Source organism: Herpetosiphonaceae bacterium, from assembly GCA_036374795.1.
GTDB lineage: Bacteria > Chloroflexota > Chloroflexia > Chloroflexales > Kallotenuaceae > LB3-1.
The window spans coordinates 22,144-38,478 of record DASUTC010000241.1; the positions used below are offsets into that span (position 1 = coordinate 22,144).

Annotated in this window: 7 protein-coding genes; 4 read left to right on the plus strand and 3 right to left on the minus strand. The window is 65.1% G+C overall.

Features of this window, described 5'->3' with window-relative positions:
• Positions 1-45 precede the first annotated feature (45 nt).
• The 4 genes from VFZ66_17990 to VFZ66_18005 all read left to right on the plus strand — a co-directional run bounded on the left by VFZ66_17990 (position 46) and on the right by VFZ66_18005 (position 12,625).
• Positions 46-7,416 carry an amino acid adenylation domain-containing protein gene (locus tag VFZ66_17990; GenBank protein ID HEX6291081.1) on the plus strand — a complete coding sequence of 2,457 codons (7,371 nt, stop codon included), beginning with the start codon at positions 46-48 and terminating at the stop codon, positions 7,414-7,416.
• A gap of 562 nt (positions 7,417-7,978) precedes the next feature.
• A complete protein-coding gene (locus VFZ66_17995) occupies positions 7,979-10,519 on the plus strand; it encodes a tetratricopeptide repeat protein (GenBank protein HEX6291082.1) in 2,541 nt (846 codons plus the stop codon).
• A gap of 251 nt (positions 10,520-10,770) precedes the next feature.
• Positions 10,771-11,937 (plus strand): phosphotransferase, encoded by a 1,167-nt coding sequence (locus VFZ66_18000; protein HEX6291083.1) that lies wholly within the window; start codon positions 10,771-10,773, stop codon positions 11,935-11,937.
• Between the two features lie 112 nt (positions 11,938-12,049).
• A complete protein-coding gene (locus VFZ66_18005) occupies positions 12,050-12,625 on the plus strand; it encodes a DUF2087 domain-containing protein (GenBank protein ID HEX6291084.1) in 576 nt (191 codons plus the stop codon).
• 56 nt (positions 12,626-12,681) lie between these two features.
• Here the strand turns inward: VFZ66_18005 and VFZ66_18010 are convergent, their stop codons facing one another.
• The 3 genes from VFZ66_18010 to VFZ66_18020 form a co-directional block, all read right to left on the minus strand.
• Positions 12,682-12,972 (minus strand): hypothetical protein, encoded by a 291-nt coding sequence (locus VFZ66_18010; protein HEX6291085.1) that lies wholly within the window; start codon positions 12,970-12,972, stop codon positions 12,682-12,684.
• A gap of 236 nt (positions 12,973-13,208) precedes the next feature.
• Complete coding sequence (locus tag VFZ66_18015; protein HEX6291086.1) at positions 13,209-13,937, minus strand: amino acid hydroxylase; 729 nt, start codon at positions 13,935-13,937, stop codon at positions 13,209-13,211.
• 442 nt (positions 13,938-14,379) lie between these two features.
• Positions 14,380-16,335 (minus strand): condensation domain-containing protein (locus VFZ66_18020; GenBank protein ID HEX6291087.1); only part of this gene is annotated, 1,956 nt, incomplete at its 5' end.

A 16,335-nucleotide genomic window follows, 5' to 3' on the forward strand; every position in this document is an offset into this window, starting at 1 on the left:
TTCCTGATGCACACGCGGTCAGGCACACGAAGGACATACCGCACTATGGCAGACAACTCGGCAGCCCAGCAGGGCAAGCTCTCGGCAGCAAAGCAGGCGCTCTTCGATCAATGGAAGCGCGGCACGTTCACCAAGGTCGCAAGCGCGCAGCGTATCCCGCAGCGGAGCGACGACGGCCCAGCGCCGCTCTCCTTTGCCCAGCAGCGGCTCTGGTTTCTCGATCAGCTCGTGTCCGACTCGTGGGCCTATGTGATGCCCCTGGCGCTGCGGCTGCGCGGAAGGCTGGACAGAGCGGCGCTGGAGCAGAGCCTCGGCCTGTTGATCGCGCGCCATGCCACGCTGCGCACGAGCTTCGGCGTGCGAGACGGACAGCCGGTGCAGACGATCGCGCCAGCGCCGAGCCAGCCTGAGGCAGCGCGGCTTGTGCTGCGGGATCTGCAAGCGACGCCCCAGGAGCGGCGAGAGGCTGAGGTGCAGCGCCATATCGAGCAGGCCGTGCGCCAGCCGTTCAACCTGGAAGACGGCCCGCTGCTGCGCGCGCTGCTGCTGCGTCTGGACGAAGACGAGCATGTGCTGCTGCTGACGCTGCATCACATCATCGCCGATGGCTGGTCGCTGGGCGTGCTGCTGCGTGAGCTGGTCGCGCTCTACCAGGGATGCGCCAGCGGCCAGACGGCAGCGCTGCCGCCCCTGCCGATTCAATACGCCGACTTCGCCGCCTGGCAGCGCGGATGGGTCCAGGGCGAGCTGCTCGATCGACAGATGGCCTACTGGAAGCAGCAGCTCGCCGATATTCCGCCGCTGCTGCCGCTGCCGACGGATCATCCACGTCCGTCGATCGGCACCTTCCGGGGAGCGCGCCAGACCTTTGCGCTGCCGGAGCCGCTGACCACCGCGCTTCGCTCGCTGAGCCAGCGCGAGGGCGTGACGCTCTTCATGACGCTGCTCGCCGCCTTTCAAACCTTGCTCGCCCGCTACACCGGACAGCTCGACATCCTGGTTGGCACGCCGATCGCAGGGCGGACGCATGTCGAGATCGAGGGCTTGATCGGGCTTTTCGCCAACACGCTGGTGCTGCGCGGCGACCTATCGGGCAATCCGACGTTTCAAGCGCTGCTGGCGCGCGTGCGCGAGACAACGCTGAGCGGCTTCGCGCACCAGGACTTGCCGTTCGAGCAGATCGTCGAGGCGTTCCAGCCCGACCGCGACCTGAGCCGTAATCCGCTGTTCCAGGTGATGTTCGTGCTGCAAAACACGCCCGCGCCGCAGGTCGATCTGCCGGATCTGAGCGTGCGCCTGATCGATGTCGATAGCGGCACCGCCAAGTTCGATCTGTGGCTCTCGATCCACGAGAGCGGCAGCGAGCTGCTGGGCGCGCTTGAGTACAACACCGATCTGTTCGAGCGCGGAAGCATCCAGCGGCTCGTCGGTCATTTCGAGACGCTGCTGGCAGCGGTTGTCGCCGCGCCCGACACGCGCCTGGCCGATCTGCCGCTCCTGACATCCGACGAGCAGCGGCAGATCGCGGCCTGGAACGCAACCGGCCACGAGTATCCGGCGACCGTCAGCCTGCACAGCCTGATCGAGGCGCAGGTCGCGCGCACGCCCGACGCCGCTGCGGTGTTCTTCGAGGGCCAGCAGCTCAGCTACCACGAGCTGAACCAGCGGGCGAATCAACTGGCGCATCATCTGCGGGCGCTCGGCGTCGGCGGGTGCCCGCAGGGCGAGACGCTGGTCGGCGTGTGCCTTCATCGCTCGCTCGATCTGGTGATCGCGCTGCTGGGCGTGCTCAAAGCCGGAGGCGCGTACGTGCCGCTCGACCCGGCGTATCCTGCCGAGCGGCTCCAGTTTATGATCGAGGATGCCGACGCCCCGGTGCTGCTGACGACCGCAGCGCTCGCCGAGCAGCTTCCATCGTACCAGGGCCGGATCATCTGCCTCGATCGCGACGAGGCCACGCTGAGCAGCTTGCCAGCCGACAACCCCGTCAGCCTGAGCGATCCCGATCACAGCGCGTACATGATCTACACCTCAGGATCTACGGGCCAGCCCAAAGGCGTGCTGAATACGCATCGCGGGATCGTCAACCGGCTGCTCTGGATGCAAGACACCTACGGGCTGACAGCGGCGGATCGCGTGCTGCAAAAAACGCCCTACAGCTTCGATGTCTCGGTCTGGGAGTTCTTCTGGCCGCTGCTCTCCGGAGCGACGCTGGTCGTGGCCCGGCCTGAGGGCCACAAAGACGCGGCCTATCTGGTCGATCTGATCGCCGAGCAGCAGATTACGACGCTGCATTTCGTGCCCTCGATGCTGCGCGTCTTTCTCGACGAGCCGCAGATTGAGCGCTGCGCCAGCGTGCGGCGAGTGATCTGTAGCGGCGAGGCGCTCGCGCTGGCGCTTCAGCAGCGCTTCTTCACAAAGCTGAGCGCCGAGCTGCACAACCTGTACGGCCCCACCGAGGCTGCCGTCGATGTGACCGCCTGGGCCTGCGAGCGTGACACCGCTCGCTCCAGCGTGCCGATTGGCCGCCCAGTTGCCAACACGCAGATTTATCTGCTGGATCGCTGGCTGCGCCCGGTGCCGGTGGGCGTACCCGGCGAGCTGTATATCGGCGGCGTGCAACTGGCGCGGGCCTATCATCGCCGCCCCGCGCTGACGGCTGAGCGCTTCATCCCCGATCCGTTCAGCCAGAATCCTGGTGCGCGGCTCTACAAGACCGGCGACCTGGCGCGCTACCGTGAGGACGGCACGATCGAGTACCTGGGCCGGATCGATGATCAGGTCAAGCTGCGCGGCTTTCGCATCGAATTGGGCGAGATCGAGGCCACGCTGCGCCGACATCCCGCCGTCAGCGATACGGTCGCGGTGGTCCGCGACGATGACGACGGGCAGCGGCTGGTGGCGTACGTTGTAGAACAACGGAACAACGGAACAACGGAACAAAACGAAGAACCAGGGAGCAAGGCACCAAGGGAACAAGGGGAGAACCAAGAACTCGAAACTTGGAACCTGAAACTTGAAACTCGAAACTCCGAACTCGAAACATTGACGCCCGACCAGATACGCCACTGGCAGCAGGTCTTCGATAGCACCTATAGCGACGCGGGCGAGCAGAGCGATCCGCTCTTCAACATCGTCGGCTGGAACAGCAGCTATACGGGCGCGCCGCTGCCGGTCGCCGAGATGCGCGAGTGGGTGGATACGACCGTGGCGCAGATCGGCGCGCTTGGGCCGCGCTCCGTCTTTGAGATCGGCTGCGGCACCGGCCTGCTGCTGCTGCGGCTCGCGCCATCGTGCGCCGAGTACTGGGGCAGCGATCTTTCGCAGCAGGCGATCGACTATGTGAGCCAGCAGTTGTGCCAGCCGCAGCTCGCGGGAGCCGCCGTTAAGCTCCTTCGGCGCAGCGCCGATGATTTTAGCTCGATTCCAGAGCACTCATTCGATCTGGTCGTCCTGAACTCAGTTGTGCAGTACTTCCCGCAGATCAGCTACCTGCTGCGGGTGCTGAAGGGAGCGGCCCGCGCGGTGCGGCCCGGCGGTCAGATCTTTATCGGCGATGTGCGCAGCCTGCCGCTGCTCGAAACGTTTCATAGCTCGGTCGAGCTGCACCGGGCGCTGCCGGATGTGCAGACCGTCCATCTGCGCCAGCGGATTCGCCGACGTGTGGCGCAGGAGCAAGAGCTGGTGATCGACCCGGCCTTTTTTGCGGCGCTGCCCGCGCAGATCCCGGCGATCCGGCGGGTTGAGTTGCGGCTCAAGCGCGGGCGACACCACAACGAGCTGACCAAATACCGCTACGATGTGGTGCTGCATCTCGGCCCGATCGCGGAGTCGTCGGCAGCGCCGCAGGTGCTGGACTGGCACCAGGATCGATTGACGCTTCCGGCACTCCGCCATCTGCTGCGTGAGCACGCGCCGCCAGCGCTTGAGATTCGGCGGATTCCAAACGCGCGGCTCCAGGACGATCTGCGCGCGCAGACCCTCATTGCCAGTCCCGACGCGCCCGCGCTGGTCGGCGATCTGCGCGCCGCCATCGACGCGCTCGACGCCGCGCCAGCGATCGATCCGGCTGAGCTGTGGGCCGCCATCGACGCGCTCCCCTATGAGCTTGAGATCGGCTGGTCGCAGACAGGAGACGCGGGCAGCTTTGATCTCCAGCTTCGCCAGCGTGGATCGCGCGGCGTGGCGGCACCGATTGGCGCCGATCATCTGCGCGCCGTGGAGCCACGGCCCTGGCAGAGCTACGCCAATAATCCACTGCGGGAAAAAGTCGCGCAGGTGCTGGTGCCGGAGCTGCGCGGCTACCTTCAGACGCAACTGCCGGAGTATATGATCCCAGGCGCGATTGTGCTGCTCGACGATCTGCCGCTCACGCCCAACGGCAAGCTCGATCGCGACGCGCTGCCGCCACCGCAGCCGGTCGTTCCCGTCGACGAAGCTGCCGCCGAGCCTCGCGACGAGATCGAGCGCGGACTGGCGCAGATCTGGGCGGCGGTCCTGAACCTAGAGCAGGTCGGCATCACCAGCAACTTCTTTCAGCTCGGCGGCGACTCGATCAAGAGCATTCAGGTGGTCGCGCGGGCGGCACAGCGCGGCATTCACTTCACGCCCAAGCAGCTCTTCCAGCATCAAACGATCGCCGAGCTGGCGGCGATGCTGCGCCAGAGCGAGGCCAATCAGCCGACGAAGGCGGCAGGGCCGCTGCCGCTGCTGCCCGAACAGCGTCGGCTGCTGGACGAGATCGAGCGCTCGGCCCGACCGCGCAGCGAGGCCGTGCTGCTGACGGTGCCGCGCGATCTGGACGCCGCCGCCGCTGCCGCGATCACGCGGGCGGTGCTGGCCCGGCACGACGCGCTTCGGCTGCGCTTCGAGCGGCACCACGAGGGCTGGCAGGCGACAGTCGCCAGCGTGCCCGATGCGCTGCCCTGTCCGTTCCTCGATCTTGCGAGCGCCGCGCCCGATGACCAGGCAGCCGCGATCGCGCAAGTGGCGCACGATCTCCAGGCCGGCATCGGCCATCCGGAGGCGCTGCCGCTGCATATCGCCTTGTTCGATCTGGGCCAGCCCAACACTAAGCGATTGCTGCTGGTGATCGATGCGCTGGTCATCGATCAGCGCTCGTGGCAGATCGTGCTGTCGGATCTGCGGGCGGCCTACCGACAGCTCCGTGAAGGACGCCCGCTCCAGCTTCCGGTCGCGGGCAGCGGCTTCGGGGAGTGGGCGCGGCAGATGGCCGATCAGGCACAGACGACAACAGTCGCGGCGACGCTGCCCTACTGGCTTGAGGCGTCTCGCTGCCAGGCCGCACGGCTGCTCGCGGATTCTGCCGAGGACCATCTCGGCGCGGCGCGACAGACGCATACGGTCACGCTATCAACGGCGGAGACAGAGGCACTTCAGGCGATCCAGCCGGTCTATCGCACCCGGCCCGACGATCTGCTGCTCACGGCGCTGGTCCAGGCGATCGGCGCTACCACGGGCACCTACGCGCTGCTCGTGACGCTGATCGCTGACGGACGAGCAGCCGATCCGGCCTCGCTCGATCTGGCGCAGGTCGTCGGCTGCTTCACCACGCGCTGGCCCATGCTGCTCGCGCTGGAGCCGCAGCACACGCCCGACACCGCAATCAAAGCAATCAAAGAGCAGCTACGGCAGGTGCCCCTCGGCGGCGCGAGCTATGGCCTGCTGCGCTCCATGAGCCAGGACCCGGCGGTCGCGGCGCTGCTAGCGGAGCAGCCCGCTCCTGAGATCGGCTTCCAGTATGCCTCGCAGCCGCACGATCTGCCGGGACACGGGGCTGACTTCGGCCTCGCGCCGGAGCTGCTCGCAGATCCAGCCGCCCCCTGTCCCGCCCATCCGATCCAGATCAGCGCCCGCATCGACGGCGATCGGCTGGCGATCGATTGGAGCTACCCCGCGTCGCTCCAACCGCGCATCGCGGCGCTGGCCGAGCAGCATCGCGCGGCGCTGCTCGCGCTGATCGCGCACTGCGAGTCGCCGGAAGCAGGCGGCTGCACGCCGTCGGATTTCCCGCTCGCCAGGCTGAGCCAGGCCGAGCTTGATCTCGTGCTGCGCGCTCGCCAGCCGGTCGAAGCGATCTATCCGCTGTCGCCGCTGCAAGAGCATATGTTTCTCGTCCAGAGGGCAGCGCCTGAGCCGGGCCTCTTCATCGTCCACCGGGTGATGCCGCTGCCGATTCTGCTGGATAAAGCGGCGGCTGATCGGGCATTACAGGCGATCATCGACCATAACCCATTCTTGCGCACGTCATTCATCTGGGAGGGCCTGCGCCAGCCGCATCAGGTGGTGCATACGCGCGCCGCTGCCGTGACCGCCGAGCACGACTGGCATCATCTGGACGCCGATGAGCGCGATCGGCGACTCGACGCGCTGATCGCGGCTGAGCGCGCCCGTGGCTTCGATCTAGCGGAGCCGGTGGCGCTGCGCATGACGCTGGTGCGGATGACCGAGAGCACGTCGATCTTCTTGCTCTGCTTTCACTATATGCGGCTGGATGGCTGGAGCCTGCACGTGCTGATTCGTGACTTTCTCGCCTATTATGATCTGGCGGTTCGCGGTGAGGCGCTCGTCGCCGAGCATGTGCATCCGCGCTATGCCGATTACCTGTCCAGCCTTGCCCGGCGCGATCAGATGGCGAGCGAGCGCTTCTGGCGGGAGCGGCTGGCTGGTTTCGCGGCTCCGACGCCGCTAATCGCCAGCGTGCCCGGCAACGTCACAGGACAGGCCGAAGGCTTCGACCGGCAGCATAGCTACGTGAGCGCGGCAACCTCCGCTGCGCTGGAAGCGTTCGTCCGCGAGCAGCATCTCACGCTGAATACGCTCTCCCAGGCGGCCTGGGCGCTTGTACTGAGCTTCTACACCGGCCTGGACGATGTTACCTTTGGCGTGATGGTTTCCGGGCGCGCGACGGTTCTGGCCGAGATCGAGTTTATGATCGGCCCGTTCATCAACATTCTTCCCCAGCGGATTCGGATCACGCCCCAGGCAATCGTGCGCGATTGGCTGCGTACGCTCCGGGCGCAGCAGGTCGATCTCAGCCAGCACGAGCAGACGCGCACGCGCCAGATCCGCGAGTGGGCGCGCGTACCGGATGAGCAGCCGCTCTTTGAGAGCTATCTCACCTTCCAGAACCTGCCGACCTTCATCAAAACGTCATCCTCAGCCCGTCCCGCCGAGCTCTTCATGGCCCAGATGGAACATCCCCTGCGCGTCGATACCTATCCGGGCCAGCAGATTGGCCTGGTGCTGTCGTACTACCGGCGCTGGTTCAGCCCGGCGGCGATCGACAGGCTGCTGCGGTCGTTCCAGATCGTCTTGGAAGCCCTGCCGACCCACGCCGACCGGCCCCTCGCGGCGCTGCTGGACGTGCTGAATCAAGCACGCCGCGAGGAATAGACCGGCATCCAAGATCTTGCTGAGCGCCCGATTGCTCCTCGCCGGGCGCTGCCAGCGAGGAGCACAGCATATTCGGCAGGAGTCGGGGGATCGGTTTTCGATACAAAAGCGATCCGCTTAAGCTTTATAATATGGCGCGAACGTGCTGCATCAAGGCTCGGACGGTGGCCGCGCTAGCCCCGGATGTATCCGTGATCTGTCTGCCTGGCACGCTCGCTGCTATGCTCGCCATCGTGTTCGCCGGATAGCAGTGGACGCTGTGCCATACGATGCTGCGCGTACACACCCATGTCTCCCCCCGCATCGGGTTGCCTTCCATCGTTGTTAGCGTAACCTTGGGGGAAGACACGCCATGCCAGACCGTGTTGAGGATTACTTGTCGCTGGGATTATGGGTTCGCCGCCGCCGCAAAGCCCTCGATCTCACCCAGGCTGCCTTAGCCGACTGCGTGGGCTGCGCCGAAGTGACCATCCGCAAAATTGAAACGGACGCCATGCGACCATCGCGGGGGATCGCAGAGCGTCTTGCTCGCTGCCTGGACCTTCTGCAAAATGAGCAGGTGGTGTTTTTCCAGGTAGCGAGCGGTGAGCGTGGTGCGGGGCGCTTACCCACCCCGCGCGCAGGCATCACCCTCCCCCCGCCTGCCCAGACCTCAGGACATCCGCAGCCGACATCACTCCCCATCGACACGCTCCCGCGCCCCGCGCCGCTGCCGCCCGGCTCGCGCATGCCGCTGCGCCACAATCCGCTGTTCGTGGGCCGCGACGCGGACCTCCGACGCCTAGCCGGGACGCTCCACGCAGGAGGGACCGCCGCGATCGGGCAGTTAGAGATCGCGGCAGCTACCGGCCTCGGTGGGATCGGCAAGACGCAGCTGGCCTGTGAGTTCGTCCACCGCTACGGCCAATGGTTTCCCGGCGGCGTCTTCTGGCTCAGCTTCGCCGATCCGGCTGCCGTGCCTGCCGAAGTCGCCGCCTGCGGGGGCGGCGAGGGGATGCACCTCAGCCCGGAGTTTGGCAGCCTGCCGCTCGACGAGCAGGTTCAGCGGGTGCGCGCGGCCTGGGCCAGCCCGCTCCCCCGTCTGCTGATCTTCGATAACTGCGAGGACGAGACGCTGCTGGAGCAGTGGCGGCCCACCCACGGCGGCTGCCGCCTGCTCCTGACGAGCCGCCGCCATCACTGGGACCCGGCGCTCGGCGTGCAGCCCCTTGCGCTGGACGTGCTGCCCCGCGCCGACAGTATCACGCTGCTGCGCACGTTTCGCCCGGACCTCTCCGCCGCCGACGCAGACCTCGCTGCGATTGCCGAGGCGCTCGGCGATCTGCCGCTGGCGCTCCATCTGGCGGGCAGCTTCCTGGCAAAATACCGTCATGCGATCACGCCCGCGCAGTATCTTGAGCGCTTGCAGGCTCCGACACTCCTCGACGATCGCTCGCTGCGCGAGGCGGGCCTGTCGCCGACCCAGCATGTGCAGCATGTCGCGCGCACCTTTGCGCAGAGCTACGAGCGGCTTGATCCCGCCGATCCGACGGATGCGCTGGCGCGCACGCTGCTGGCCCACGCGGCCTGCTTCGCGCCCGGTGAGCCGCTGCCGCGCTGGCTCGTCCTCGCCTCGCTGGAGCTGCCGGAGGCCGACACCGAGCGCGCGCTCCTTGCCGAGGACGCCTTGACGCGGCTGATCGACCTGGGGCTGCTGGAAACCGACGCGGTGGGAAGCCTCCGCCTGCATCGGCTGCTGGCGGCCTTTGCGCGGGCAGTGCTCGGAACCACGGCGGCCCAGGCAGCGGTGGAGACGACGATGCTGCGGGTGGCCGATGACCTGAACGAGCGCCGCAATCCCCGCCCGCTGCTGGCGATCCAGCCACATCTCCGCTGCATCACCGAGGCGGCACAGCCGCGCGCGGATGCGCGCGCCGCGGGGCTCTGCAATGCGCTGGGCTATCATGTCTGGCTCCTCGGCGTCTATCCTGAAGCCCAGAGCTACCTGGAACAGGCGCTGGCGATCCGCGAGCGCGTCCTGGGTACCGACCATCCCGACATCGCTACAAGCCTCAACAACCTGGGAGTTGTGCTCTCCAGACAAGGGCAGTACGCTACAGCACAGCGCTACTTCGAGCACGCGCTGGCGATCCGTCAGCGCGTGCTGGAGGTCGATCATCCCGACACCACCACGAGCCTCAACAACCTGGGCAGTGTGCTTTATGAACAGGGGCAGTACGCCGCAGCACAGCGCTACTTCGAGCAAGCCCTGGCGATCCGCGAGCGCGTGCTGGGCGCCGATCATCCCAACAGGGCGATGAGCCTCAACAACCTGGGCAGTGTGCTCATGGACCAGGGGCAATATGCCGAGGCGCAGCGCTACCTGGAACAGGCGCTGGCGATCCGCCAGCGCGTGCTGGAGGCGGACCATCCTAGCATCGCGGTGAGCCTCAACAATGTTGGTGTGGTGCTTCATGAACAAGGGCAGCCCAGAGCAGCCCAGGGCTACCATGAGCAAGCCCTGGCGATCCGCCAGCGGGCGCTGGGCGCGAACCATCCCGACACCGCTCAAAGCCTCCACAACCTGGGCGTCGTGCTCTATGAACAAGAACAGTACACCGCAGCGCGCGGCTACTTCGAGCAGGCGCTGGCGATGTATCAGCAGGTGCTCGGAGCAGACCATCCCGATACCGCTCGCAGCCTCAACCGCCTGGGCCTCGTGCTCTCAAGGCAAAAACAGTACGCCGCAGCACAGCGCTACTTCGAGCAAGCGCTGGCGATCCGCGAGCGCGTCCTGGGCACCGACCATCCCGACACCGCCAGGACCCTGCGTGGGTTGGGCGAGCTGCTGCACGCGCAGGAGAAGGTGGCGCAGGCGCGGCGCTATCTGGAGCAGGCGCTGGCAATCTTTGCGCAGCGGCTTGGCCCGCAGCATCCCGATACCGCAGGTACCCTCAACCACCTGGCAGGCGTGCTTCATGCTCAAGGCGAGTGCTCAGAAGCACGCCTGCACTTGCAGCGTGCGCTTGGTATCCTCGAAAAGCAGCTCGGCGATGATCATCCGAATACGTGCAATGTGCGCCAAAGCCTTGCTGTGCTCGACGAACATTCTAACGAAACCTAAACGCTCCGCGTGCGTTATGGTACAGATGTTAAGGAAGCATAGCGCATGGACCTTTTCTCGGCAACCCTGACCTTGACGGAACCCTGGTGGACGTGTGGGAGTCTTGTTTCCGGTTGAGCATCTGGTATAATCTGCCTTTGCCCCCTGGTCCAAGCGCGCATGCAAGATAGCGATCGTTGCTCATGCCAGCGACGGCAGCGTCTCGATCATCGCTGCGTGCTCTACGATTCACCTTTAGCACAGGACTCTCTATGCAGGCAACCGATCCTCAGCTCGATCCACATGTCGTGACAACGATCGTGCGACAGGCCACGCACCGCGACCGCCTGGTGCTTGATGCATGGCGTGTCGAGCCTGTCGACTATCTGAACCTTAACCCGGCCTACCGCGCGCTCTATCGGGTGTCCGGCACCGCGCATGATCGCGGCACGCCCGTACCATGGTCGCTGATCCTCAAGACATTCAAAGCGCCGACGGCTGACGCCAGTGATGATCCGGGCCAGCCCTTCTATTGGAAGCGCGAGCCACTGGCCTATCAATCTGGCCTGCTGCCCACGATGGCTGCCGGACTTGCTGCACCGGCAAGTTTTGGGATCACGGAGCGTCCTGATCGAGAGATCTGGCTGTGGCTTGAGGATCTTGGAACAGCCGACGACAGTCCCTGGCCGCTCTCCCGGTATGGCCTTGCCGCGCGCCACATGGGCGCCTTCGGCGGGATCAGCGCCGCACACCACCCCGACACATCCGTTCCCTGGCTCAGCCGGGGGATGATCAAAGCCTGGATTGCCGACTCGGAGTCGCTGATCGAGCGCGTGCAGCGTCCAGGGGTGTGGGAGCATTCGCTGCTGCGGGCTGCTTTCCCGACTCCGCCCGCCGAAGAGATTGTGCGCCTGTGGAACGAGCACGATCGCCTGTGCGCGGCGCTTGAGCGGCTGCCGGGTACCCTGTGCCATCACGATCTGTGGCGGAAGAATGTGTTTTCTCGGCAGACCGCAGATGGTCACGAGCAAACCGTCGCGATTGACTGGGAAGTCGCGGGATGGGGGGCGCTCGGCGAAGATGTCGGAAATCTCTTCGGCGTCAGCTTGCTGAACTTTGACGTTGAGGTCGATCAGGCGGTGGAGCTGGAAGCGCTGATCTTCCACGAATACCTTGCCGGGCTGCGCGAGGCGGGCTGGGATGGAGACGTTCAGGCTGTCCGGGCTGCGTTTGTGACAGCCGCCGCGCTGCGCTGCATTTTTTCGACCGCCTGCTGGCCTGTGGCGATCACGCTCGATACCAGCAATCGGTACATCGCCGAGACAGAGGCGCGTTGGAAGCGGCCAATCGAGCAGATCTTTCGGCAGTGGGCCGCAGTGACCAGGCTGCTCCTGAGTCGAGCGGATGAGGCCCGAACGCTACTGCGGGATCTGGTCTGACGTTGCGCTCCTGGGACGCGGCGGGCCTGGCCTGGAGCGCGCATATGCGCGACGCTCTAGCAGCGGCTCATGGACGAAACCGAATCGCATCCTACGAAGGGAGGCGCAGCCCATGCAAGAACACGTACAAACGCTGATCGATGTCGTGCAGGCCATGGCTCATGCGGGAAGACTCAGGATCTTGGGGTTGCTTGCCGAGCAGCGGCGTACGTCTACCGAGCTATCGAGCCTCCTGAGCATGAAAGACGTGGAGCTTGCTCGACATCTGGCAAAGCTCCGGGAGGTTGATCTCATCGAAACCTCTGTCGACGGCACCAGGACGACCTATGGGCTCAATCCGAAGGCGCTGCAATCGATCAATAAAATCGCGTCTGCTGCCAGATCTACCGCACCCGCCGAGGATGGCTTAGCCGGAGATGACGGGGAGAAGAAAGTTCTGCGAACGTTCTTGCGAGGCGATGAGCTGATCGCCATCCCTGAGAATCGCAGGCAGCGCCTCGTTGTTTTAGCATGGCTGGCGCGCTGTTTTGAAGACGACGTGCGCTACAGCGAAGCAGAGGTCAATCGCATCATCAGGCGTCACCATGCCGATTGCGCGACCCTCCGACGGAATCTGGTTGATGAGGGCTTCATGCAGCGCGATCATGGGGTGTATTGGCGCCTGAAAACGGCTGAGCCGTCGGCATGAGCAGGGCCGGGAGCGGGATATGCCTTCCTGCTCCCAGACTCGTCCCCGAACACCGCTTAGACCGGACGATCGCCGGTCGTCTCGTCCTCAGGAGCGCCTGCGCCGATGGCCGGGCCTAGCGCGCTCGGCGATCCGCCCACGACGCCCGTGCTCACGCCACCTCCGGTTTGCCCCAGGATGCCAGCGCCCGCAGCCGGTACTCCCACATCATCGCCGGAAACCGCCGTGTCCTGCCTCCCTTCTTCGGTATCGGCAGCCTGTTTGCCCGCATGCTCCGGCGGTAGCTGCTGGGGCGCATACACCGCCTCTTGCTCATCCGTGTTCTGGAACAGCGGCTGATCGCTCATGACGCTTCCTCCTTCACCATAGTTGTCTGGCCTGCACAGCAACCATGGTGCCAGGGCAGGATGCGCTGTTGCGTGCGGTGCCGACGCCGGATCAGTCGGGCGAGCGTGTCACGCGCAGACGCAAAAAATCTGGTGGAATGGTTGAGCGGCAGGATTGGCGCGCGTGTCGGTCCCAGGACGCGCCTGGTGGTGGGGATCATGGGCAGGTGGGCGCTGCCGGGCACGTCACACCCTGCTTAGGGAGCGAGGCCCTCCCGCTGGGCGTAGGTGTCAAGAATCTGGCGGATCTGCGCGACCGACTCGATGTAGAAATAGTGATCGTGATAGGTGTAGTACATGCCCGGCGTCTGCGTCACCCGCTCGATCTCGAATGGGTATTTCGGCACCTCAGGGCGGCAGGCATGGTGCAGCTCGCCCGGCGATGATAGGAGCGCGCCCCCGATCACCTTGAGATCGCCCTCTTCGCGGATAAAGCCTACCTCGAAGATGAACCACCACAGCCGGGCAATGTCGAGGAGCTGCCGCTCCGTGCGGGCGCGACGCGCGATCTGGCCGAAGTACTGCGAGATGTCGGCGATAGACGGCAGGGTCAGGAGCGATAGATGACCGAAATACTCGTGGAACAGATCCGGCAGCTCGCAAAAATCGAACTCGTGCGGGCGACGAATATAGTCCGTGACGGGGAAGCGCCGATGGAGCAGGTGGTCGAACCACGCGCTCGCGTCGAGAAATTTATTCTCCGCGCTGACCAGCTGCCAGCCAACGGTTTCTGCCAGCCGCGCACTGATCGCGTTCGGGTCGGGGATGCGGGCAACGCCGATGCCTAGCCTGGGAAAGCCGGCATGGAAGCCCTGACAGGCGACATGCTGAACGATACCCACCTGTCGGGTATAGAGCCGCTGCCACGTCGTATGCTCTTCCTGCGAGTACTCGATGATCGGCAGCATGGGGACCGATGTTTCCATGGATGATGCTCCTTGCGCTGGGGCTGCGATGCTATGCCGTGAGGCTGCGTGCGCAAAGCGAAACCATGCGGCGTTACCTGCCCGATCGATTTCGGTCGTTCCGACAACCTCTAGGCGAGAGATGTATCCAGGCGGCCCGGGGGCGTGAGCGGGCCAGAGTAGATGCTGCGGCTGTGAACAGACGCCTGGTATTCAACGACGGGACATGGAAGAACAGGGTTTGCTCGACGGAGCGGCCTTGACCACAGAGCCCGTAGCTGCATGCTGCCAGGTGAACGCTGTGCTGGCTACGGATGAGTATACATGAAGAGCGTGGCGCTCGTCAACCGGATCACGTCGTTTAAGGCGTGTGATCATCGGGTCGCTCGCACTCCGATGATCACACATGCCGACAAGCGTGCCAGGCACGCACGTACCTCTACGGAAGGCAGGCCGTCGCGCCCTACGCGGGCACAGCGATATTCCCAACGTCAGCCGGTCGTCCGGCACCTGCCTCGTCGTGTGGCTCAGCTCCGATTAACGATCGCATCATCTGCTGGAAATCGTCGGCAACGCGCTGGATCGTCGAGCGATGATGGAGATTTTCGCTGTAATGGAAGAGCACGCTGAGCTGACCCTGCATGATTTGCCCGACAACGAACAGCACCGTGAAGCGATTGCCGTTCCCGCTGCCCGCCGGTCCGGTTGGCTCGGCTGCCATATGCTGGAAGATCGCGGAGCTGGCGACGACCTGATCGAACTGGCCGAAGTAGTTGAGCATCACCTCCGCCTCAGGGAGCGCGGCCAGCCGCTGCCGGGTTTCCGCATCCTGGCTCAAGTAGCGCAACATGCCGTACCCCACGCCGCGCTGCGGAATCTGACGGTTCTGATCGCGGGTACGGATCAGCGCGGCAGCGGGCGTGTCCGCTCCATCCAGGTCGAGCTGCACTGGCGAGATCGACGGGCACCAGCCGACCGTGCGGGTCATATCCACGTCGCTAAACAGCTCCTCACGACCATGACCCTCGACATCGATCCGCACCGTTGAGTCGCCGGTCCAGCGCGCCACGGCGTACCCGATCGCAGCCAGAATCGTCTCGTGCATCCGGGCGTTATACCGCTTCGGCACCTCTTGCAGCAGCGCGCGCGTCTCTTCCGGGCTGAACATGATCGGCACGACCCGGTTCGAGGCGACCGTATTCGCACCATCGGAGAGATCACGAGGCAGCGGCGTCGGCACGCGATCGAAGGAGAGCCAGTAGGGCAACTCCTGGCGGAGCGTCTCCGACTGGGCGTGCGCGACCAGCCGCTCGGCCCAGTGCTGATAGGAGGTCGTTTTGCTCGGAAGCTGGATGGGCTGACCGGCGCTGAGCTGCTGGTAGGCGGTCTGGATATCTTCTAACAGCACGCGCCAGGAGAAGGCATCGACGATCAGGTGATGCATGACCATATAGAGCCGACCCGGACGATCGGGGCCAAGGTTGAAGAACGCAGCCCGGAAGAGCGGCGGCTGATCCAGGATCATGCTGACCTGGAGCTCGGTTGCGGCGCGATCAAGCGCGACCGGCTGTTCGGCAGGCGGCAGATCCGATAGATCGACGACCGAGAACGGAACCGGCGCGCCTGGAGCGGCGTTGTCCTGCTGCCATGTCCCATCGACCTGCGTGTAGCAGAGCCGCAGCCCATCGTGATGCACCATCAGATGCTGGATGATCTCATTCAACAGCGCCGGATCGACGCCGGGCTGTGTCGCGAGCAGCACATCCATGTTCCAGTGATGCCGATCGACCAGGATCTTGTTAAAGAACCAGTGCTGGATCGGCGTCAGCGGCACCGGGCCGGTGACAATCTCCTGTGAGGCCACGATACCCTGACTCGCGCCCGCGACAGATGCCAGCTCGGCGATCGTCTGGTGCTCGAAAATATCCTTGACCGTCAGGCGCAGCCCGGCCTGACCGGCGCGCGAGGCAACTTGCATGCTGAGGATCGAGTCGCCGCCCAGCTCAAAGAAGTTGTCGTGGATGCCGACCTGCGCCACACCAGTCACCTGTGACCAGATCTCGGCCAGCGTGCGCTCCGTATCCGTCCGTGGCGCGGCGTAGGCTTGCCGCAGGTCGGGCCGCGCGCCATCGGGCGCGGGCAGCGCCTTGCGATCGACCTTGCCGTTGGGCGTCAGCGGCAGGCGCTCCAGCACGACAAAGAACGAGGGCACCAGATACTCCGGTAGCCGCTGCTTCAAGAACTCGCGCAGATCGCTCACGCTCAGCTCCGAGCTCGGAGTTTCAAGTTCGGGGCTTTCCCCCGATTCTTGGTGTGCCGGGTGCCCACCTGGCACCTGCATGGCGTCGGTTCTTTGTTCTTTAACAACGTACGCCACCAGCCGCTGATGACCGTCGCCATCCGCTCGCGCCAGCACGAC